This is a genomic window from Winogradskyella sp. (assembly GCF_028289625.1).
Classification (GTDB): Bacteria; Bacteroidota; Bacteroidia; order Flavobacteriales; family Flavobacteriaceae; genus Winogradskyella.
Genome location: NZ_JANQOM010000020.1, coordinates 78,068 through 101,375, shown reverse-complemented (window position 1 = coordinate 101,375; position 23,308 = coordinate 78,068). Strand labels below are relative to the sequence as shown.

The following is a 23,308-nucleotide window of genomic DNA, read 5'->3' as shown; positions in this document are numbered from 1 at the left end:
TGACGTAAATATCTAGTGTAATTCCATGTATGAGCGTTCTATTTCGATGGATGGTAGTTTACTGTAGATGAATGAAGCACCAACTGTCCGTAACTTGCAAGTAGTTAAAATGTAACAGACATGAAGACCCTAAAATCAATAATTCGTATTTATTTTTTTGTTGTTGTATGCAACGCAACAGCTCAAAACATGCAAGAAGGATTTACTTACTTAGAAACTGGCCAATATGCAAAGGCGGAACAATTCTTTACCATGATATTAAAGGATTACCCTACTAATAAAACGGCAAGACTATGCTACGGTCGTGCTATTGGATTGAATGGTAAAGCCAAGGCTGCCCAGCTAGTCTTCACCGAACTTTTAAAGGATTACCCGAATGACTTTGAAATAAAGTTGAACTATGGCGAGTCCTTATTATGGAATGCTAACTTCACCGATGCCAAAACCTATTATGCAGCTTTAGTGAGTGAGGACCCAAACAGTTTTGCTGCCTTATTAGGCTTTGCAAATACATTATCCAATCTGAAAGACTACGAGAACGCTTTAACTTATGTCAGCAAAGCCTTGGAAGTATCTCCCGGCAATCCAAATGCAATGACTTCTAAAAAGTATATCTATTTAGGGTATGCGTACCAAAACCAACAAGCACAGCAGTACGAAAAGGCAGAAGCGCTTTTGACCAAGAATCTCGAATTGTTTGGGGATGATAAAGATACCTTGTTGAACTTAGCCAATCTCTATTTAATCTGGGAACAACTAGATAAGGCTGAAGCGATGTACAACAGATTAGCTGAACAACCAGAACACAAAACTTTAGCTTTAAACGGACTAGCTTTAGTAGCACACCTCAATGGAAAAGAAAAACAAGCCTTAGCTTTAAGTACCGAAGCTTATAAGCGTTTAACGGAAACGACTGAAGCCACAATCACGCAACAAATGACTGAACGTTATGTACAAGCTCTGATTTGGACTAAAAAGTACAAAGCGGCCACCACCTTAATTGACCAACTCATCACTAATTACCCCAACCAAAATTGGGTCTTGGCCTTAAGAGCGACTTTAAATATTTATAAGAGTAACTTTAAGCAAAGTTTGGCGGATTACAATCAAATCCTAGCCAACGACAGCACCTCTTTTGATGGCAACCTAGGAAAAGCTAATGTGCTTAAAGCCTTGGGTAGATATGACGAGGCCTATACTTCAGCCAAAAACACCCTGAAGTTTTACAATAATCAAAAAGATGCAGTCAACTTTATTGAGCAATTGGATGTAAAGTTTTCACCTCAACTCGATAGTAAAGCAGCTCACACCTTCGATAATGGTGATAATAAAGCCTATATGCTTAGTACAAATTTAACTTATCCCTTATCAACAAAACTGAGCCTTTTAGGCAATTATAGTTATAGAAGCACCAACAATACGGTGACCGATAATATGGCCAATTCTAACAATTTATCCTTAGGATTAGCTTACCAAGTCGTCCCCAATATTACGTTTAAAGGTACAGCAGGACTCATATCTGCCAATGCTGAAACTACGGATTACACCCAACTATTAACGAATCTATCGGTTAATATTAAAGCATTTAAACTACAAACTTTAGACATTGGGTATAAGCGCCAGGTAGAAAGTTTTAATGCGGACTTATTGGACCGTGAATTGGTACAGAATAACTATTACGTTAACTATAATTTAAGTACTAATGTTAATTTAGGTTGGTATACGCAATTAATGCATACCACACAAAGTGATAACAATACCAGAAATCTATTGTTCACCTCATTGTACTACAACCTCTTACCAAAGCCAGGATTAAAAGTAGGTTTGAATTACCAGTATATTACGTTTAAAGACCAAGTCCCGAGCATTTACTTTAGCCCGGAAAAATTTAATGCTTATGAAGTCTTTGTCAATTTGATAAAAGATGAAGCCGTAGCCAAACCTAAGCAATGGTTTTATAACCTCACCGGAGCCTTTGGTTACCAGTTTATAGAAGACGACCCAAAGCAAACGGCTTATAGATTACAAGGGGCCTTCGGCTATAAATTCTCTGAGCGAAGTTTATTGAATATCTATGGTACACATAGTAATATTGCCTCTGCTACTGCTGCTGGGTTTACCTTTACTGAGATTGGGTTACGGTTTAAGTGGGTTTTGGGTAAAGACTAGCTTATAAGAAATTAGACAACATGGTCTTAAATGTGTTGTTATCCCTTGACTACTGCCGTTAATTAGTTATATTTATTATGATATATTAAGTTGTACACAAGATTAAGAGACATTCGTATTGAAAGAGAAATTTGAGAAAAATATAGAAAATGAAATTGAAAAAATAAGCAGTTTTTTACAAACAGAAACTTTTCAAATTGTACACAAAAATAAATTCCCACTAAACGAAAGTGAAATCACATTAACCAAGCTTCAAGAAAACTATAGCGTAGATTTTGACTTAAAACTTAAAACACCACAAAATCCGAATGAAGTAACATTTAAAAAACTAGGATTTAATGAAGACTTTAAACTAATTTCTAATGAAAAAACATTTCTGATTCCAGCCAAAAGCGCAACCAGAATAGTTGGCAAAAGCTTCGTTCAAAGCGAAAGCATCAAAGGTAATTTAGGAACAATCTACTCCGAGAATTTCCCAACAACTTCAAATTCAATATTTCGTACAATACTGAAAATTGGAAAAGATAGCTTAACAACAATATTTTTAGGAGCTCAATATTCTTGTAGAAAGATTCATTATGGATTAGGTTTAATTGTAATTGAGGTAGATAATCTAGTTTTTCACGTTTACAGGCATAGTCAAAAAGATTTTAATTTTTTAGTAATTGAGTGCTTAAATAAAACAGATTTAGAAACTTTTAAAACCATAAGCGAATTAACATTGAAATCAATTGGATTTTTAACTGGAAACTGGCATCAAAATGAACAGTTTATTTTTTCTTACAAATCTTCAATGTTCGAAAATGCAAATTCAATTTATTATGAATCTTTAGGAGAATCAATAATCTCACACCAAGAAATTATTAATCCTAGCCAGTTTAGGACTTTTATACAACCGGATTCAGAAAAACGTCCATTGTTAACACCTTTACTATTTCCAGAAAAATCATTATCTCAACTTATAAGCGATTTAAAAGTAAAACCTGAATTAGAACGTACAGTTGAATTATTAATTGAAGGAAATGCGATAAAACCACCTCTAGTTAGATGCTCTAACTTCCACGTTGCTTTAGAAACCATTGTTGGTTTAATAAACTCTGAAAACAAAAAATTCTTTGAACCAATCAAGAGTTCAGAAAACCTTGAATCATTAAAAGAAGAACTTAAATCTTTAGTCTTATCAAAAAAAGAAAAATTTAGCAAAATAGAATTAGAATCTTTAAATAAAAAAATTACCTATATTAATACACCTTTCAATAAAGACAGGTTTCTATTAGCTTTTGATTTTTACAGAATAGAATTACCTGAAAAATTAAAAAAGTTATTGAACAATAGAAATAAGTTTTTACATGGTAAAATGCCATACAAAGAAGGTCTACTAAAAACTAAAATAAAAGAATTGAATTTAGAAGCTGATAGAATTCATTTATTAGTTTCAATTCTCATTTTAAAACATTCAGGATATAAAGGGCATATAAAAAATCAAGCAGCATACAGATTAGAAATAAAAAAAATGCTGGAAGATTATGACTTGAAAATTGATGAAAGTGCTTTTTATAGGATATAAATCCAGTGAACAACGGGTATAGTTTCATTGCGGCTGAATTCATAAATCGGAATTCATTGCAATTCACTATCTTTCGATTACGGTGGAAAATCGCAGCTTATTTTCCGCAACGAGCCTACAAAACCGTTGTGAACAAAGGTTGAGCTGGAGATATTTTTTGTATTAGTAACAAGATTTCATCTAGCCTGATGATTAAATTATTTACCATTTAGAAAATCTATAATTATCGAAAAATTTAAATTTAAAAAAGCTTCTGAAAAAGAAAAATTTCTCTATTGTTGTTTAGGAGAAGCTCTTTGTGCTGTACAAATTTTAGAAGACGCTTTGAGTCACTCGATTGTTTTAAAAAAAACAGAGCCTTCTCAAAAGAAAGAAGCGGACAATCTTTTAAAAAAACAACAATTTTACACTTTTGGAAAAGCGATAAATGTTGCGAAAAAAGAAGCCTTGCTTCCTGAATCTTTGATAAATGAATTGCATAAATTTCTAACAGAAAGAAATTGGCTTATTCATGAAAGTCTTATAGAAAACAAAAATGAATTCCAATCTGATTCTTTCTACAAGAAACTATCTGAAAGAACTAAAGACATATCATTAAAAGCTCACAAGTTGCAGATAAAAATTGAATTAAATTTAATTGAATACGTTGAAAAGAAAGGAATTGATTTGTCTAAAGTCAAAAATAAAATGAATACGCATTATGGTTTATAAATCTTTAAAAAGTATTCAACTGCAATGCCCAGCAAAATGTATTGCTCATTGCAAATGAATTCCTAAATCAAAATTATAACGAAAAGCAAAAGCTTTTGTCATTCAGAGCGTGGCGAAGAATCTTTTAAAATTAAGTTTAAATTCATACAGATTCATCGGTCATCATTCCCTCTGAATGACACAAAAAACAAAAGGCAAAAGCGTTCGCCTTTGCCTTCTAAAATTAGTTAATAATTAGGGTTAATTAATAATCAGTTTTAAGGCATCAAACTCATGTTGAGCACTAGCAATTGTACAGAAGTATAAGCCTGTGCTTAAGTTTACTCTGTTAAAAATCATACTGTTTTTTCCTGCTACGGCTTCATAGGTTGTATGGTAAACTTGCTTACCTAACTGGTCGTAGACTATAAACTGTACGGTTTCATTTTGTACCATGCTAAAGGTTAAGGTCGTTTGAGATTGCATTGGGTTAGGATAGGCTCCCAATACATTCTCCTCTACTTCAAAGGTATCGATACTTAAGCTCTGGTTAGCGCCAAATGCCACTTCAGACACTTCTAAATTAAATGGTACCGCATCAGCATAGTTACCAACGACCGAGAACACTATTGTTTTTACATCTGTCATGCTACCACTTTGCCCATTGGCATCCACAAAATCTTCAAAAGGAATGTTATAAAATGTATGTCCTGAAGTTGCGCGTATGGTATAACGCAGACGATTGTTCCAATCTTCTAAATTCTCGGGCATCAATACGACTTCAATCAATTGATTGCTTGTCATATAAAACTGCATCGCTTCAAAGTTGGTGACGTCCAAGGTTTGATCACCAGGTAATACATGTCGAAACAAATTAACATGTCCTGTAGCAATACCCGAAACTGAAGGCTGACGTTCTATTTCGTAAAGGTTGTCATCATACGTTATAGGATTGTTGGCTACATCAAAGCTATGGATATCTGCTAATTGTTCGTTGTAATCTACACCCCAAGGGCCATCAGCCAAATACAAAGCATCGTGCTGTGCATAGCCTGCAACTTGTAGCGAAAAACCAACATCAAACAACGTCCCTGTGGTTATGGTAATACTTTCATTCCAATCCCCTGATAACACTATAGTCTGTAAATCGCTATAATGATCCATCGTTTCTGTTGGTGCAATACTGGCGTTAAAGTTTAAGGCCGTAGCATTGATTTTGTTTATGATATTCAATTGAAGTTCACCATTGCTATAAGTCCCTGATTTTACAAAAACCATAGGTATTACATCATTAACTGCGTTGCTAACCAAAGGGTTTTCGGCGGTAAGTGTATCAATAACATAGTTACCGATTGTAAACACTTGTGAAAATGAACTTCCCCAAATCTGGAAATTATAATAATCGCCTTCAGGGTATTGTGCTACATTCCAAAAGCTGAATAATTCATTCTGCATCTCACCTAATTTTACCGAGAAACTTAGGGTGTATTCCCTTTCTCCTGTAGCGCGCAAAATACTAGCACTAATAATTTGGTGCCCTCTTACATTTACAGTTCTTACATCCTCTAAGCTAGAGCTGTTAAGCCTATCACAAATGACTTTAGAATGGTCATAAACTGTACCTTCTGTTGCTGTTGCTAAAACCGCAGACACTCTAGTGCTCTCTTTGTACATGTCTAGGGAGAATACTTCCGTGGCATTGGTGATACCGATTAAATCCTCTGGACTAGAAATATAAGCCGTTTCATTACCATACATCCCTGTTTCTGGCAGGTAAGATTCCAAACCTTGCGAGGTTGACGTTTTAGACAAGGACATCATATCTCTCATAAACTTGGATTGTCTATCTCTTTTGTTGTGGATATTATTTGTTTTTGTGCGGTTAAAGTTTCTCTTGGCTATTAAACTCGCCAAATCGCCATTACTCTCCAACCCACCGTCGTTACCTGAGGTCACATCTGCTGCACTACTAACATCTGCATAATTTACAGTTCTTAAAGCTTCATAAGGATTTGCTGTAACATAGAATATCGCATCGTTAAAATCGTTATCACAAGACGCGTAATCTCTTCTTATATCTTCAAACCCTAAAATAATACGCTCATTGGATGGATCATTTAAAAGAACATTATGGTATCGTAAAGCGGCATCGGATTCTGGGTTATAATCTGGATTAGAATATAACTGCCAATGGCCGTAACCTACACTACTTGTAGACGAACTCCAGGCGTTTGCCAATAAGACCCAGCCTATTCCTGTACCTGCAGGAAATGTACCAAGCTTAACCTTGTCACCAGCCTGTAAGCCACCGCCACTATATAAAGCAGATGCATTTGGAAAAATAATGGTAATATCTTCTGGCTGTGGGGCTGTGGTGGGTGGATTATTAACGTCGTAGGTATAAAATCCCAATACATTTCTATAACCCGCACCTTCACTAACAAAGGTCACCCAAACATCTGCCAAACTATCGAGTTGGACATCTGTGTCGTAGCCAGAAGAAATATAGTGTGGATTATAATCCGGTACTGGGTAGCTCTCCGGGAGGGAATCGTCAATCATTTGTAATGTTTCTCCTGAAACGGTATCGCCAGGGTTTTCTAAATACAATGGTGTTCCGTTTGATGTAAAATCCCCCAGAAATTGATAGTTCTGTGCGGATGCTGTTATTGCTACTATCGAGCAAAGAATGAGTAATTTATGTTTCATGATTTCTTGTTTTTATACCACTAAACTAGGGCTTAGAAAGAGAGGGAGTTTTTATTTTCGATTGACACTACGTTAACCTAGATAGATGGTTTTTTAGTTTCGGTGAATGGTTTTTTAACCTTTTATCGATTTGGTTTATATAGAAAAAATAAAAGGCAAAAGCTCTCGCCTTTACCTTTACAAATTGATTATGAAATTAGCTAGTTAATAATCAGTTTTAGGGGATTAAACTCGTACTCGCTACTTAAAATTTTACAGAAATATAAACCTGTGCTTAAGTTTGCTCTGTTAAAGGTCATGCTGTTTTTACCTGCTACGGCATCATAGGCTGTATGATAAACTTGCTTACCCAACTGGTCGTAGACCATAAACTGTATGGTTTCATTATGTGCTAAACTAAAGGTTAAGGTCGTTTGAGAGGTCATAGGGTTAGGATAGGCTCCTAGAGTATTGGTTGCCGTTTCAAACTCATCTATAGATAAAGCAGTTTCTTGTGATAGCCTTAAGTCCTCTAGCTTCATAACTTTAGTTTGTGAAGTACCATCGTCAGAAGCCATTGTAAAGACAATAGTGACTACATCATCCAACACAGGATCTATGTCATTAGCACTCATAAAATCAGCCAGAGGCAATACAAAGTCTTGTGGCGTATTGTTTAATGCAATGGTCATTTTGTACTGGTCCTCCCAGTTCGTAATGCTTTGTTTTACAAAAGCAATCCCTAAGTTTCCTGTCCCAGATGCACTTAACTTTAAGCTATTATAACCCATGAGATCTACGGCTTTAAAGCGTGGTGTTAAGGCTCTGTAAGTTGCCACATATGTATTAGTTGTTGCTCTTAATTGTACATTACGCTCTATCGGGTAATCCATAACCTCAAAATCAAAGTCGTTCTCAGTGACATTATAAAGCCCTACCGTTGTACCTTCTTGTGAGTCATCAATACCCCAAGGACCATCAGACATAAACAAATCATCTGGTGTGGCAATGCCATCACCAATCCTAAACCCTATATCAAACAAACGTCCTGTATCCACTGTGAGATTGGTGATGTAGTTGCCATTCAAGTCTATGGTAGAATTGAGTGTATTAAATGTTGTTGTTTCCGTAGTTCTATACCCTGCGTCTAATGTTACAGACTCAGTGCGATTGGTATTGACAATCTGTAAATCCAAACCTCCATTAACATATTGTCCTTTTCTAACAAATACCGTAGGTGGTGTAGAATTATTGTATTCAGTAATTGGCTTTTCAATATTTAAAAGATTCAAGACTTCTTCACCCAAAAGGTACAAATCATCAACAGTATTAGCCCATATCTGAAAATTATAAAAGGTGGTATTGTTTTCGTACTGATCTAAATTCCAGTGGCTTTCTATGGCAAAGTTTTGTTCATTATTAATCACTTTAGCGGATAAGCTTAGTACAAATTCGTAAGTGCCATCTACGTTTTTAATAATAGACTTAATAAAGGCTTGCTCATTTATGGTCATTGTATTTACTGAGATGAGTTCTGCTCCCAGTAAGCGGTCACAGATATACTTGGTATGCTCATAGACACCATTTTCTGTTTTTAAGGCCAAAACCGTGGCTATTGGTGTCCCTAAATTCATGTAATCTACAGCATAGACTTCTGTAGCATTAGTAATATTCACTAAGTCTGCTGGTGTGGATTCTATCGCTTCGGTTTCGCCAATGACCTCTAAAGGGATGAAATCTTGCAGGGTAAAACTGTTATTGCTCTTAGCTAGTGAATACGCAAGCCTTCGTCTAACTTTTGGTGCTGTTAATCTATCAAATTTATGGCCTGCTTTGGCTCTGTTAAAGTTACGTTGGTTGATTTGTTCAGATAAACGGTTATTACTTTCTAAACCACCATCATTACCTCCTGAAGTTGGTGGTTCAATCACTTCGCAAGATTCATAACCAGAACATGAAGGATCTTCACAATCGATAAGACCATCACCATCATCATCAATACCGTTATCACAGATTTCTTGCGGTACGGGAGCCGTTGGACAACGTGCGCCATCATTACTAGAACTTGATGGTCCAAAAGCAAATAAATTAGAATCCATGTCCGCAGATGTATTTACGGTTTGCACATTTTGAATCACATAGATGGTTCCTGTTTGATTTGCTGATATATAAAAACGCCCGTCAGCATCAAAATATACGGCACCATAAGTATAATTATTTCCTGCCAAAATCGGCACTTCACCCAAAGTCGTCACTAGACCGTTATCAGGATTGATTCTGTATAATGTATTAGAACCCTTCTCTACAGTGTATAATTGGCCATCAACAGCATTAAACGCCCAATCGTGAATATTAATATTTCGAGATAATGTCTCCGTGGCGTTGTGTTGCACATAATTTGGCGACCCAGGATCTAAATCAATTTTAAAGTACGTTGTATTTCCTCCTTTTAAATAATACATGCCTCCTGCACTAATACCACCAACATAACGATTATAATCTGGAAGTTCTGGGACATTATAAATTAAAGTTGTAAAATTCTTGCCTATCCTTACAATGTCTTTTGAACCTTTTAGAGAACCCCAAATAAAACCATCCGCAGGATTATAGGCTGCAGCATTAATAGAAGCTTCTGTTACGTTTTCATGAACTAAGTACGAGCTACCTGATGCCAAGTCTATGGCATAGACATCGTTAAACTGAAATAAATAAGCATTATAGTCGCAATTAAAAGGAATATCCTCTTGTGCTATACCTGTAAAACTAATTACTAATATTATAACTAGTGATAGTTGTCTCTTTAAAGCGTAAAGTTGGGGTTTCATACGGTTTCATTTTAAATTCTGAAACAAATCTACCTTGCCTTTACGACTTTTTTGAGGATTTTCGATTGACACGGTAAGGCTAACGTTAGGAAACCATTTAGTGTCGACGAATGGTTTTTGGACTATGATTTAATATCAAAAAAATAAGGCAGTAGAAAATTCTACTGCCTTATCTTGCTATTAATTCAATATTTAAACCTACTCTATGAATCTGATTCAAAGATAAATAAGATAAATCTATAAGAAATTCAAATTTCGATGACTAAACTTACCGAATCGTTGGTTGACGTTTTTCTGTCGATGTACTATTTAAAGTAAGTTTAAGCGCTTCATTAACTCTGGTCGATTAGAGCGACTTACAGGAATAACATCCTTTTTAATCAGCACACTATTATCTTCAATATCAATGATCTTCTGTACATTGATGATATACGACCGATGAATTTTTAAAAACAGACTATCTGGTAATTTCTCTTCTATCTTCTTCAAGGTCGAATGAACCGTATAGTTTTTATCCTCTGTCTTTATTAAAATGTAATCGCCTTTTGCTTCTACTAAGTAAATACTAGGAATATCAATCTTAATTAAACGTCTATCAATATTCACATACAGGTCATTGCCTGAAGTGGTTTCCACATGTTCTGATGCACTAGAACTTGATGCTGCCACTGGCGAAGTTTCTGCTTTTTGGATGGCTTTTTGAAAACGCTCAGGTGTGATTGGTTTCACCAGGTAGTCCACTATACAGTCATACTCGAAAGCTTGGATTGCAAAATTAGCATCAGAGGTTGTGAGGACTATTTTTGGTGGATTTTTAATGGTTTCAATAAAATCAAAGCCTGTGAAGTCGGGCATGTGTATATCGAGAAAAATCAAGTCGACTTCATTCTGGTTAAGATACTTTATCGCCTGTATTGCATTTGGAAATTCTTCTAAAACAGTTAAGCTTGGTACATTGCTACACAATTGGCCAATTATAGCTCTGGCTGTAGCTTCATCATCGATAATAATACAATTCATAAATTAGGCTTATAACGTCTCTAAAAAATCAGTCATGTTTTGCAAAATGGCTTCAAAATCATCTTGCCCTTCTTTACTACCTTCTATAAGATGATGCTCATAAGTAACGGCAGTTTCATAACTTTTAACGAGTCCTAAAATACTAATTTTATGTTTAAGTTTATGTACGTTTTCCGCAGCAGCTTTAAAATTATTAGCTGCAATATTATTAAAGTAAATTTCTTTTTCTTCTGGAAATTCTTGCTGAATGATATCAATAAGTTTTTGTTCGAAGGCTTGATCGCCTCCAGACATGCTTTCAATATACGATAGATTTGGTTGCTCCATAGCCTTACTTTTTTAGTGTGAAGAAAAAGGTGGTACCTTCTTTAGGCTTTGAGGTTAACCAAATTTCACCATTATACAAATCTACAATCTTCTTGACTATTGAAAGACCAATACCTGATGATTCCTTATTCTTATTTAGGGCATGAAATATCTTAAAGATTTTATCGTGGTGTTTTTTCTCTATCCCTACTCCATTATCCTTGACTGAAAACTGGTAATACGATTTTTGTTCTTCCACATCAATTTCTATAAGACCATTTTCTTTATCATTGAATTTTATAGCGTTACTAATTAAGTTCTGAAACAATTGCTGTAGCTTGGTTTTATCACCAATCACTGTTGGAAGTAGGTTGAGAACACGAATTGAAATATGCTCTGGCACATATAAAATTTGCTTAAGTTCCTCAATGAGTTCATTGAGATTAACCTTAGTTTTGTCTTTTGATTCTGAAGTTACACTGGAATATTCGAGAATATCCGAAATCAATTGCTCCATCTTTTCTAAAGTCATTTCGATGAGTTCAAAATTCTGATTGGTCGCCTCATCAAATTCTCCTTTATTATCTTCCTTTATCCACTGCACTAATGCATCTATACTTCGCAAAGGAGATTTTAAATCGTGTGAAACAATATGTGCATATTCTTGTAGTTCATTATTATTTTTTTCTAATTGGCTTAAAAGTTGAATATTACGTTCCTCAGCTTTTTTGCGCTCTCTAATATTTATGGCTGTTCTTAATTTTATAGCCACTAAACTCGCTATACTTTCTAAAGCTTTTACATGCTGATTGGTATAATAGTTTTTATCCTTATGCTCGGAATCTATAATTCCAATTACTTTCCCATCCCTTATAATAGGAACCGTAATTTCGGAATAACGTTTAACACCATCAGCAACATACCTGCCATCTTTAGAAGTATCTTTTATAACCTCAGATTTGCCAGTTCGTACAACATCACCAACAATGCCTTTTCCAATAGGCAAAATGAGCTTGTTAATGATATTATTGTTTTGGTCGAGCTTATCGCCATAAACAGCAACTTGCTCTAAAGTTTCATTTTTATGATCTACCAAATAAATGACACAATCATCTGAGTCTAAATACTCGGCAATATTATTAACAATTTCCCAGGCAATCTCATTGATATCCGTTTTCCCAAGAATAGATTTTGTAAGGTTATTAATCATATCTATGATTAATGTTTTTTCTCTTTCTGAAGTTATGTCTTCAATTAAGGCAACTTGAAATTTGATATTTCCATTTATGTCTCTTACAGCACTTACATTAGTCTTAGCCCAAATAACAGAGCCATCTTTTTTCTTGTAGCGTTTATTAACTATGAAATTATCTATCTCACCTGCATTCATCTTTTCAATAAATGCTTTTGATTCAGGATAATCTTCAGCTAAAGACAGATCTTTAATAGTAAGCCTATTTAGCTCTTCTTGATTATAGCCTAGCATATTTTGAAATGTCTCATTTGTCCGCTTAATGTTGTTTGCCTCTGTTAACACAATACCAATTGAGGAATTGTTGACAATAACATCTAACTCCTTCTTTTGTTGCTCAATAAGTTCAGTATTGCGTTTAGCATCAGTTACATCTAAATGAATACCTATAGAACCAATTACGTTATCATTAATATCATAATTTGGTGCACCACTAATCAACCAATACCTCAAATCGCCAGCCTTATTTTTTACAACCAATTCATAAGAGTTAGACTTTCCTTCTCGGCGCTTCTGGTTTTCCTTAAGTATAATATCAGATGATTTGTCGGCCACCAATAACTCGCCACCTTTTTTTCCGACTAACTCATCCTCATTATAACCAGACATTTCTATAAAACTTTGGTTGACCATTTGGATAACATCATCGCTATTAACTTCAACCAAACCAAGGTTCATATTGGCTATAATACTTCTATACTTTTCCCGTTCTGTCTCAATGGCACGTTGATATTCACTTTCTAATGTGATATCCCGTACAATACCCTGCGCGGCAACGGCCTTACCATCCTCATAGATAATACTGGCATTGATATGTACAAATTTTGAGATGTTTTGTTTGGTTCTAATTCTAATTTTGAAATCAGTAATAGAGCCGTTTTCAAAGAGTTGTTTAAAAGCTGGTTCTACTTTATCTATATCTTTGGGATCAACTAGTGTAGAAAGATTTCCTTCATCGTGAACCGTCTTAAAGCCTAATAGCGTTACCGCTGCCTCATTCATCTTAAGAATATTGCCCCATAAATCCATAATGACGTAGGCATCTACAATATTCTCGAATACTCCTTGAAGTTGTGAAGAGGTTTTATTGTAGAGTACCGTTAGCTCAGCATGGGATTCTTCGAGCTTTTTATTGACTTCATAAAGCTCTGCAGACTTTGCTTCAAGAATTTCTTCAGCCGCTTTCCTAGATGCACGTTCGCGCGCTAACGCTCGTTTTAAGATATCTACTTCTTCTTGACTCATTCATTATCGTTTAGTGATAACAAATCGCACTTTGGTACCAGCTTCATTTAGTTTTTCATAGGCTATATCGACTGGTACTTTAAAAAGTTTAAATGTTTCTAACATCAATCCTTTTCCTAGCATGTACAGGGCTTTATCGGATTTATAAACCATCACCATTTTTGTATCAGTCCGCTCTTCTAGATCAAAAGTTGGCAGTTGTGCTTCAGGATATATCTTCTGGACCTCAACATGAATATGATTTTCGATAGATGCGAGCAAGTCCATTGGGTCTTCATAATGATTGACTAAGTCTGGATGTGATTTAATCAATGCCGTAAATAAATGCTCCGAATACACCATTAGCAAATCGTCCACAGATATATCCGTGTTATTACTAAGATGTGTAATGAGTTGTAACATTTCAGAAAACTCATAGGTGCCGACAGATGTGTAAACACCACCAGACTCTAAATTGGATTGACTAATAATTTTGTCAACCATAACCAAACCAAATTTCTCTTCAACCAACTCCAGGAACTCTGTAAATATGATGCCCTTCATTATACCATAATTAATTCATTAACACTCCAATATGACAATAATTTTTCAATTTTTGAAACATAATCTTCATATTTTAAAGGTTTTAATACATAGCCTGCGATTCCTATTTTATAACATTCCAATAAATCACGCTGATTACTTGAGGTAGTCAGCACTACAGTTGGTATGTATCTTAGCTGGTCATCAGCCTTAAGAATTTTTAAAAACTCTATGCCATTTATCTTAGGCATATTAAGATCTAACAAAATGATATCTGGTAAGTAATCTTTTTGTTTTAAAAGTTTTAATGCGTCTTCACCATTGTTGGCTTCCGTAATATTATGATTAAGACCAAGGGATCCTTTAGCTCTCTTAAGCTTCATCACCTCAATCATATCATCTTCTATCAATAAAATATTAAGGGTATTCATGATATCTTATTTAGTGGATAGCAATTTAAAAGAATCCTTAACAGAAGTACATTGTATTTCGGTTAGTTGTTATTAAGTGTAGATGAATGGCAGATAAGTGTCGACGAATGGTTTTTGGTTCTGTTAAGCTGCTTTTTTATTGCTAATAGAACTTAGTATACATGTGGATTCTAATACTGAAACTTGTGTTTTAAATTTACTTTCTTTCAACTCATAAAGGCAATCTACAGAAAGTAAGCATTCTTCATTTTTATTGATATAAGACTCGAGTTTTCCGATAAACTCTAAATGTTTTAGGCTTTTATTCAATGCTTTTCCTCTTTCAGAGACCACAGTACTAATCTCAGAAATCAGATATGAACTATCATTTTTAGCGGGCAGCCTTAGCGTTATAAAAACGGCTCTTTTTAAAAACCTATAAATTTCGCTAAAGTCTTGTAATGTGAGACTATTTGTAGAAAATAGATACGCTGAAGTACTTAATAGCAATATGACGGCATAAATAACTAAAAAATTCATTATCAGGGATTAATTAATAATACTCCCAATAAAGTTATATTGATAGTTACTTCAAAATTCTATTTTTCGTTGAGTAATCGCTTTGAAGCGTTGGTAGGTATAAATTTGACTTTTAATTGCTATTGCAGTTTAGCCTGTAGCTTTTTAGGCAATCCTTTTACGACCATATTGTAAGAATGGTCAATAAGTTCTAAGATTAATTTTGATGACAACTCGCCAGTATGAATATAGACGCTATTCCATTGCTGTTTGTGCATGTGGTAACCAGGTTTAATACTATCGAACTCTGCTCTTAGTTCTTGTGCATACTCTGGGTTGCATTTAAGATTAATAAAAGCATCGCCTTCCTCCCACCGTTTTAATGAAGCTAAGGCAAACATCTTGTTACAGACCTTAAATACTAAGGTATCATTATCAAAAGGAAAATGCTCTGTGACCTCCTTTTTTGCCATGCAATAATTTCTATAGTCCTCAATATTCATTTAATTACAATTTTTAAAAAGCACGTCATCGGTATTCTCATAAGTTTGAAGAAGTAAACTACCTCTTTGTATGACTTTTACCCATTGATTAATAAATTCGTCTCTTTGCTCTTTGCCATTTATCCAATATCCATTATAAAATTGGTCTTTAAGTGTTTCATTGATGGTATTGAAATCATCTTGAAGTTGATATATTAATTCTATATCAGTGATGCATTCAAAATTTGTGATGTCTGTATAATTGGTTTGTTTGTATGAATTCCATGCAATATTGCTAAGTTCACCAACAATTAATCTAGACTGAATATTGATGTTGGCATCGCCAGATATTTTAAGAGAATCATTACTGTTCTCAGCTTTTTCTGTTTCCATATTATCAATCAATTCTTTCGTTTTCTGCTTAAAGCTTGCTAAAGAATCGTTATGAATCAACATATCAGAAGACGATAAATCACCTTTTGTTTTTGAAAAAAAATAGGCTACTTGTTCAATCTTTAATCTAGAAATAGAGTCGTATTCAATCAAAATCTCTTGATTGTTCCTAATCTCTTTTTTAATCATTTCTAGGGCTTCTCGTTGAGCGGCTTTAAACTTTTTAGCTTCAAAATAGTTAGACAGGTATAAACCTGCAAAAACACCAAGCATGGTAGAAAACAAGGTTATAAACCAATTACTAATTAGAAATTTTTTCAACGAAAAATTAATTCTGGCCATTAGTCCTTTAACTTTTTTGGTGACCTATTCTCAATCTTTAGAGCGGAATAATCCAGAGTCCAGCCAATAGTTTCAACTAAATTTTCAATCAATAGTATAGCCTCTAAGGCTTCTTGTTTTGCCACATTGTATAAGCCACTCTCTGGAATTTTATCTTTGATATGTTCTTTTGCCTGTGCGTGTAATTCAGTTAAATCTGAAGCATCAAACTTATTAAACATCCCATCTTGTTTATCGTAATAATTAATATTACTTTCTATAGATAATACCTCGGGCTGTGGAAAGTGTGAAAGTATTACGGTTTTAGATTTTGGATGGGACGTCATTTGCACTTTACTTAAATCAAAACCAACATGTGCTTTGGCATTGATAACGACCAAAGCTTTCTTTTTGCTCGAAATCAGTTTTAAGAACTTCTCCTTAACGTCTTCATAATGGTAGATTTCGGCAAAATCACCTTCAACAGTAATAAACTTACAGACCCGCTTGATTTTGTCTAATAAGATTATGGATTGTTGATTGGTCTTATTTTTGGTCTGCCATTGCTTATAAATAGTAACCAAGCCTAATGTTACCAAAATACTTACTATGATTATAAAAAATGTTTCCATAATGCTTTGGTTGGACACTTAAATCTTAGAAATGTTACATGCTAATCTAATATCTGATATAAAACGGGCTTACTTGGCGAAGCGTCGTTCTCAAAAGGTGCAATCTGAAGATTAAGCATATAAGCTCCATCCTTAATTTTATTTGAGACATAGATAAACTCTGTAATCGTGCAATCTGTCCTTAGTTTTCCTTTAGTATTCCAAAAGGCATTATGACCTTTCAGTTCACCTGCATCCTCCTCCCTATCTATGCTTGGTAGGTCAACTAATAGATGTTTTATCCCTTTCTTGACTAGTAGTTTTATGGCATCTTTCTCAAAATAAGTCCAATTGGTATTTGAATATTGTCTTGATTTCTTTTCTCTAGTATTAGGGAGTGTTCTGACAACCACAGCCTCACGTTTTTTGTTGCCTATGGCAAACTGCAATTGTTTTGCCGAAATGATATAGTCTTCACCAGATTTTTCAGGTGCAACTGTAATCACTTCTGCTAAAAAGAAAAACTGCTTTAAGTATTTATTTATCGAATATTTCTTTTTTGTGATATGACCTACAGTCTCTGTATGTGTACCATGGGAATGTGGGTTAAAGGTGATTCTATTAAAATTAACCGGAGCACCTTCCTCGACACTGATAACACCATTTTCAAAAACCTCTGGTTCAATTTTAGGTGAATCAATATACCAAGCATTTACATTAGAATCATCGCCTTTAATCGCAATTGAAATATCTAAAGGTTGCGATAAATCTATTTTTAGTCTTTTAGAGTTGTATTGTAATTGTGCAATCAAGATAAATTGAGTTTAAATAATTCTGAAGCAATGCCGTCACTTAAAAACTGACCTTTTTTGGTGACACGCAAATGCGCTTCATCAATATACAACAAATGTTGTTTAATAAAAACATTGGCTTGCTCCAAAAGATAATCCTTAAAAACTGCACCAAAATCGTTTTCGACCTTAAGCAATGAGACTCCCCAAATGGTACGCAAACCAGTCATTATATATTCGTTGTAGCGATCCGTTTTAGTAAGTGTCTCTATCTCAATGGGCAACTCATTCTGCTGAATGGATTTGATGTATTTTGAATTGTTTCTGACATTCCAACCACGTTGTTTTCCACTAAATGAATGAGCGGAAGGACCTATTCCTAAATACGGTTTCCCTTGCCAATAGGCCGAATTGTTTTTACTAAAATACCCCTCTTTACCAAAATTAGACAGTTCGTAATGAATATATCCTTCCGCTCCTAATCGCTCTTTTAAAAGATGAAATTGCTCATGAGCTTGCTCATCATCCACATCTGCAACTATACCCTTTTTAATAAATGACGCTAATGCGGTTTTAGGTTCTACAGTTAGAGCATAGCTAGAAATATGTGGTACATTAAAACTCAAAGCGATTTCAATATTTTTAAGCCATTGTACGTTGGATGCATCAGGAATACCATAAATTAAATCGAGTGAAATATTATCAAAGTGCTTAGTGGCCTCCTCCAAACAGGCTTTTGCTTCTTCTGCATTGTGAGCGCGATTCATCAATTTTAAATCAGATTCAAAAAACGATTGAACTCCTATAGATAAACGATTGATAGGACTATTTGATAATTCTACGATTCGATTTTTGGACAAATCGTCTGGATTGGCCTCCAAAGTAATTTCAGGTTGGTTAGCAACTTTATAATTTTGATAAACAGTATCAATCAAAAATTGTAACTCGACATTAGATAACAAGCTTGGAGTACCACCACCAAAATATATGGTTTCAACTATAATGTTTTCAAATTCGGCTTTACGTAGTGCTAATTCTTTAGCAAGGGCTTCAATAAGCTCCTCTTTCTTTTTTAATGAGGTTGAAAAATGAAAATCACAATAATAGCAAGCTTGTTTGCAAAAGGGGATATGGATGTAAATGCCACTCATAATAGTTCTCAGTTTTCAGTAACAGTTGGCAGTTTATCAAAAACTTTGATTAAAGCTATGTAGGCTGAATACTGAGACTGCATACTGCTTACCGTTTCACCCTATCCTCATTCTGCTTAACAAAAGCCGCCCAACCGGTATAACTTTTACCGACCTCAACCTTACCTTGATTGTAGAAGTGACAAACTGCTGCTGCAAGCCCATCTGTAGAATCTAGATTTGAAGGTAGTTCTTTAAGTTTTAAGAGGCTCTGTAACATCTTGGCCACTTGTTCTTTACTCGCATTTCCATTACCTGTAATGGCCATCTTAATTTTTTTGGGTGAATACTCGGTAATCGGCACTTCTCGAGATAAACCTGCAGCCATAGCCACGCCTTGAGCTCTTCCCAACTTTAACATACTTTGCACATTTTTCCCAAAAAAGGGGGCTTCGATAGCAATTTCATCAGGATGAAATGTGTCAATAAGTTCTACCGTGCGTTCAAAAATGAGTTTTAGCTTTAGATAATGGTCATCATACTTTTTTAGTTGTAATTCGTTAAGCTGCATAAACGTCATGGTCTTGCCTACGACTTTTATAAGACCAAAACCCATTATGGTTGTTCCTGGATCAATCCCTAATATAATTTTTTCTTTACCCATCTCACTTAATCACAATATTGACAACCACTTAAAGAGACCGCTAATCCTAAAGTAACATTAAATACACTCCCATTAAAGGCACCTAGTCCACTTAAAACCGGATCATAATCACCTAAGGAGGTGAAGCCATAAATATAAGCGATATCGGTATAAATGGAAACTTTTTCGTTGATGGCATAATGTACCTCCAATCCACCTAACATATTTAAATACGATTGCTTATTATCACTTAAGTCGCCCAAAGGCGTTGTAAAACTGAAGCCTGGACCAGCGTGCAAAATTGTCCGCAATCGTTGTGGCAGAAATCCAAGTGCCTCTGTAGCATCAAACACAAATTGCGCATTTATACGCGAGTAGTTCACTTTAAACTCTGGTGATTCATCATCATTCTTAAAACGATTAAACCCATAATCTAACTTTACGCCATAGGCACGTTTAAACATATGCTGTATGCCTATATTTACTGTCGGGAAATTAACGGGCTGTGCAAAAGTGCCGTCAACAAATCCGTCCGTTGTAGGATAATTAAAGCCTAGTGCAAAAAGCGCTTTCCATTTGCTCGTATCTTTAAACTGCCCATAACAGCTTAAGGTCATAAAAAAGACAATTGAAATAAAAAGGAGAGGTTTTAAATAACGCTTCATGTCTAAGTTTTTGGTTTAATTTGCAGCATGTTGTACAGCGTACCATACAAAACTAAGCAATTCTTATTTGTACTGATTAAGTTGAGTATTGTAGTTGGTGCTTTTTATTTTATTTACTCTAAACTAGCTGAAAATGAAGATTTGCAATTCAGTGAATTTTTAGCATTTTTGAAAGAAAACGATACATTTTCGACCAAAAATGTCTTTTTTTTAATCATTTTGAGCATTTTCAACTGGTTTTTCGAGATTTTTAAATGGACGCTTTTAGCAGGAAGCATTAAGAAAATTTCTTTTAAGGAGGCCTTGGAACAAAGTCTAGGTGGATTAACCGCATCTCTCATAACTCCGAATCGTATTGGTGACTATGGAGCAAAAGCAATCTATTACGCCAAACCTCTGCGAAAACGTATAGTCTTGATGAACCTTATGGGCAATATGGCTCAAATGACCATAACTACCCTACTTGGTATTGTCGGCCTAATTATGTTTATCAATCGCTATCAAATCGATGTGGACTATTATAAGGTCGGCAGGTTTATATTCATAATAATTGCTATAGGTGCATTTACCGCTTTTGGAATTAAACATAAAGCCATTAACATTAAAGGCTATTCCATCAATAGAATCTTAGAATACATTAAACGCATATCCTTCAAGACTCATGCCGCCAATCTAGTATTATCCCTAATTCGTTATTTAATTTTCTCATTTCAATTTTATTATCTACTTATGATATTTGGTGTTGACGTCGATTATGTAAAGGCTATGGTCGTGATAACAAGCATGTATTTTTTGGCTTCGATTATACCGTCCATTTCTGTTTTTGATGTTGTCATAAAAGGAAGTGTTGCCGTATTCTTATTTGGTTATGTACAAGTGAATGAGCTTACCATTTTATCGATTATCACCGTAATGTGGGTGTTGAACTTTGCCATTCCTAGCTTGTTTGGAAGTTATTTTGTGTTGAATTTTAAGCTTCCTAAAATCGAAGAATGATATCTGCCATAGTCATAGTAATCGTTATAGTTTACCTAGTCCTAATTGGTAGTTTAATCTATGGCTTTGATAACGTTGAAACGTTTAAACTGCAGGATTTAGAGGCAAAGACTAAATTTTCAATTGTAATTCCCTTTAGGAATGAAGCGAAACATCTGCCAAGACTTTTAGAATCTATCCTAACGTTGAATTATCCTAAGGATTTATTTGAAGTTATTTTTGTGGATGATAATTCTAAGGATAATTCTGTCAAAATCATTCAAGAAGTTCTCGATACATCACGCCAAAAGCGTGACACTCGAACTGACAACATCAATATTATTAAAAATAGTCGTAATTCTAGTTCACCAAAAAAAGATGCTGTCAGCTCTGCGATAGAGGCTTCTAAGTATGAATGGATTATCACCACAGATGCCGATTGTATTTTACCACGATATTGGTTAGATACCTTTGACGAATATATTCAGAATCAACACCCAAACTGTATTGTTGCACCTGTTACTTATACTAAAAATGACTCCTTTTTTAATAGGTTTCAAACTCTTGACTTTTTGAGCCTCCAAGCTGCCACAATAGGTGGTTTTGGATTAAAGCAAGCCTTTCTCTGCAATGGTGCTAATTTTGCGTATCGAAAAACGGTTTTTAAAAATATAAATGGCTTTAATGGCAACTCCAATATTGCGAGTGGTGATGATATTTTCTTGTTAGAAAAGTTTAAAGGATTGGATGCTAAAAAAGTAACCTATTTAAAATCTACGGAAGCTCTTGTCACCACATACCCTGTTGATAATTTTGGTCAATTAATGCAACAACGACTGCGTTGGGCTTCTAAAACAACTCAAAACCCTAATGGGTTTTCTAAAATAATTGGGTCTATTGTTTTTTTAGGCAACCTTGTTTGTATTGCTTTACCTATTTTATTTTTGCTAAATCTTATTGAAGCTAGAATAACTATTGCATTACTAGTCATAAAATTTGCCATTGATTTCTTATTGCTGTTTAAGATGACAGGTTTTTTGAAGCAAGAAAGTGTATTGTCGTCGTACATATTCTCTAGTGTTCTTTACCCTTGTTTTAGCGTTTATATTGCCTCACTATCCTTGTTTAAGCCTTACTATTGGAAAGGTAGAGTATTCAAAAAATAACTGTTTTTAAGATATTTTTGGTAGTTTTACTAAAACCAAATCCTAGCATAAAATGAGAAGAATCATCATTTTACTTTTTGTGTGTTTTGCTTTTCAGCTTAACTATAGCCAAGAAACCTACAACATCAGAGGAGAGACTCTAGAACTCAAAACCGAAATTGACGGTAAATTAGACCTACTTTGGAATATTATCGATGGAAAATACCGCTATTTTGTGCGTACTGAAGATGGAACGATTACAGAGTTAAAAAACTCAAAGGGTGTAGATAACAAATTTCAGGAAGAGTATAAAGCAACGTTAAGCAGCCTTACTAATGAGATGTCTACGGATGAGCTAAAATTAACGCTGTATAGTTTAAGGAATTATCTTGATGCCTACAATGCCTCTGTGGATCCTGACTATACCTCTACTTCTACAGAAAGTAATGTTCAATTTAGACTTGGGGTTTCTGGTGGTATTACGAACAATCCTTTTGTCGGTAATCCAGACAATAAAAACGTCCCGATGATTGGTGCCGAATTGGAAATATTTGAGGCTAACGTACTTCCAAGACACTCTGGTTTTTTACAAGCTAGACATGCCTTTGATAGTGATGATTTTCCTTATAGTACTACAGAATTGTCTTTAGGTTATCGTTACCGATTTATAAACAAGGAAACCTTCTCAATTTATGGCCAATTTAAATTAGCCACATTGAATTTCTCCAATGCTACCTTTATAAGCGAAGATGATATGGAAATCGACTCAAGTGAAACTTCGTTTGATATTCCATTCATTTTTGGTGTAGGTTCAGATATTAAGATTGGAGAAAATAGTTTCATTACCATTATTTATGGCGAACTATTCGCCATTTTTCTAGATAACCAAGGCAATTTTTCTACAGATATTGCTATTGGTTATAAATTCAACTTATAATA

Annotated in this window: 21 protein-coding genes; 6 read left to right on the top strand and 15 right to left on the bottom strand. The window is 34.6% G+C overall.

Annotation, left to right across the window (positions count from 1 at the left end; genetic code table 11):
* The first annotated feature begins 120 nt into the window (after positions 1-120).
* The 3 genes from Q0992_RS04575 to Q0992_RS04565 all read left to right on the top strand — a co-directional run bounded on the left by Q0992_RS04575 (position 121) and on the right by Q0992_RS04565 (position 4,447).
* Complete coding sequence (locus Q0992_RS04575; protein ID WP_299521101.1) at positions 121-2,169, top strand: tetratricopeptide repeat protein; 2,049 nt, start codon at positions 121-123, stop codon at positions 2,167-2,169.
* Positions 2,170-2,287: 118 nt separating this feature from the next.
* Entirely contained in the window at positions 2,288-3,736 is a 1,449-nt protein-coding gene (locus Q0992_RS04570; RefSeq protein WP_299521099.1) for a hypothetical protein, read from the top strand.
* Positions 3,737-4,060: 324 nt separating this feature from the next.
* Positions 4,061-4,447: a hypothetical protein gene (locus tag Q0992_RS04565; protein ID WP_299521097.1), complete on the top strand. Its 387-nt coding sequence runs from the start codon at positions 4,061-4,063 to the stop codon at positions 4,445-4,447.
* Between the two features lie 240 nt (positions 4,448-4,687).
* Here Q0992_RS04565 and Q0992_RS04560 read toward each other — a convergent pair whose 3' ends face one another.
* The 15 genes from Q0992_RS04560 to Q0992_RS04490 form a co-directional block, all read right to left on the bottom strand.
* On the bottom strand, positions 4,688-7,135 hold the full coding sequence (locus Q0992_RS04560) for a DUF4114 domain-containing protein (protein WP_299521095.1): 2,448 nt from the start codon (positions 7,133-7,135) through the stop codon (positions 4,688-4,690).
* 200 nt (positions 7,136-7,335) lie between these two features.
* Complete coding sequence (locus Q0992_RS04555; RefSeq protein WP_299521093.1) at positions 7,336-9,939, bottom strand: T9SS type A sorting domain-containing protein; 2,604 nt, start codon at positions 9,937-9,939, stop codon at positions 7,336-7,338.
* A 309-nt stretch (positions 9,940-10,248) separates the two neighbouring features.
* Positions 10,249-10,959 carry a LytTR family DNA-binding domain-containing protein gene (locus Q0992_RS04550; RefSeq protein WP_299521091.1) on the bottom strand — a complete coding sequence of 237 codons (711 nt, stop codon included), beginning with the start codon at positions 10,957-10,959 and terminating at the stop codon, positions 10,249-10,251.
* A 9-nt stretch (positions 10,960-10,968) separates the two neighbouring features.
* The gene (locus Q0992_RS04545) at positions 10,969-11,286 is read right to left on the bottom strand and encodes an Hpt domain-containing protein (RefSeq protein ID WP_299521089.1); all 318 of its coding nucleotides are present in this window, start codon (positions 11,284-11,286) and stop codon (positions 10,969-10,971) included.
* Between the two features lie 4 nt (positions 11,287-11,290).
* Entirely contained in the window at positions 11,291-13,762 is a 2,472-nt protein-coding gene (locus tag Q0992_RS04540) for a PAS domain S-box protein (RefSeq protein ID WP_299521087.1), read from the bottom strand.
* A 3-nt stretch (positions 13,763-13,765) separates the two neighbouring features.
* The gene (locus tag Q0992_RS04535) at positions 13,766-14,305 is read right to left on the bottom strand and encodes a heme NO-binding domain-containing protein (protein WP_299521085.1); all 540 of its coding nucleotides are present in this window, start codon (positions 14,303-14,305) and stop codon (positions 13,766-13,768) included.
* Positions 14,305-14,715 carry a response regulator gene (locus tag Q0992_RS04530; protein WP_299521083.1) on the bottom strand — a complete coding sequence of 137 codons (411 nt, stop codon included), beginning with the start codon at positions 14,713-14,715 and terminating at the stop codon, positions 14,305-14,307. Before Q0992_RS04530 ends, Q0992_RS04535 begins: the two co-directional genes overlap by 1 nt.
* Positions 14,716-14,838: 123 nt before the next feature.
* Positions 14,839-15,234: a hypothetical protein gene (locus Q0992_RS04525; protein ID WP_299521081.1), complete on the bottom strand. Its 396-nt coding sequence runs from the start codon at positions 15,232-15,234 to the stop codon at positions 14,839-14,841.
* 119 nt (positions 15,235-15,353) lie between these two features.
* Positions 15,354-15,716, bottom strand: coding sequence for an MmcQ/YjbR family DNA-binding protein (locus Q0992_RS04520; RefSeq protein WP_299521079.1), 363 nt, complete (start codon positions 15,714-15,716; stop codon positions 15,354-15,356).
* Positions 15,717-16,409: a hypothetical protein gene (locus tag Q0992_RS04515; RefSeq protein ID WP_299521077.1), complete on the bottom strand. Its 693-nt coding sequence runs from the start codon at positions 16,407-16,409 to the stop codon at positions 15,717-15,719. It lies immediately after the preceding gene.
* Between the two features lie 20 nt (positions 16,410-16,429).
* On the bottom strand, positions 16,430-17,041 hold the full coding sequence (locus tag Q0992_RS04510) for a DUF4230 domain-containing protein (RefSeq protein ID WP_299521076.1): 612 nt from the start codon (positions 17,039-17,041) through the stop codon (positions 16,430-16,432).
* A 41-nt stretch (positions 17,042-17,082) separates the two neighbouring features.
* Complete coding sequence (locus Q0992_RS04505; RefSeq protein WP_299521074.1) at positions 17,083-17,832, bottom strand: cyclase family protein; 750 nt, start codon at positions 17,830-17,832, stop codon at positions 17,083-17,085.
* Positions 17,829-18,962: a radical SAM family heme chaperone HemW gene (gene hemW, locus Q0992_RS04500; RefSeq protein ID WP_299521073.1), complete on the bottom strand. Its 1,134-nt coding sequence runs from the start codon at positions 18,960-18,962 to the stop codon at positions 17,829-17,831. Before hemW ends, Q0992_RS04505 begins: the two co-directional genes overlap by 4 nt.
* A gap of 88 nt (positions 18,963-19,050) precedes the next feature.
* Positions 19,051-19,605 (bottom strand): crossover junction endodeoxyribonuclease RuvC, encoded by a 555-nt coding sequence (gene ruvC / locus Q0992_RS04495; protein ID WP_299521071.1) that lies wholly within the window; start codon positions 19,603-19,605, stop codon positions 19,051-19,053.
* Between the two features lie 5 nt (positions 19,606-19,610).
* Positions 19,611-20,249, bottom strand: a complete 639-nt coding sequence (locus Q0992_RS04490) for a cell envelope biogenesis protein OmpA (RefSeq protein WP_299521069.1) — start codon at positions 20,247-20,249, stop codon at positions 19,611-19,613.
* Between the two features lie 27 nt (positions 20,250-20,276).
* On the opposite strand from Q0992_RS04490, the gene Q0992_RS04485 reads away from it, so the two are divergent.
* Genes Q0992_RS04485 through Q0992_RS04475 form a run of 3 tightly spaced genes read left to right on the top strand, consistent with a single transcriptional unit; the run spans position 20,277 to position 23,306 of the window.
* The gene (locus Q0992_RS04485; protein ID WP_299521067.1) at positions 20,277-21,245 is read left to right on the top strand and encodes a lysylphosphatidylglycerol synthase domain-containing protein; all 969 of its coding nucleotides are present in this window, start codon (positions 20,277-20,279) and stop codon (positions 21,243-21,245) included.
* On the top strand, positions 21,242-22,390 hold the full coding sequence (locus Q0992_RS04480; RefSeq protein ID WP_299521066.1) for a glycosyltransferase: 1,149 nt from the start codon (positions 21,242-21,244) through the stop codon (positions 22,388-22,390). The genes Q0992_RS04485 and Q0992_RS04480 overlap by 4 nt, the downstream gene beginning before the upstream one ends.
* 52 nt (positions 22,391-22,442) lie before the next feature.
* The gene (locus Q0992_RS04475) at positions 22,443-23,306 is read left to right on the top strand and encodes a hypothetical protein (protein ID WP_299521064.1); all 864 of its coding nucleotides are present in this window, start codon (positions 22,443-22,445) and stop codon (positions 23,304-23,306) included.
* The last annotated feature ends 2 nt before the right edge of the window (positions 23,307-23,308 follow it).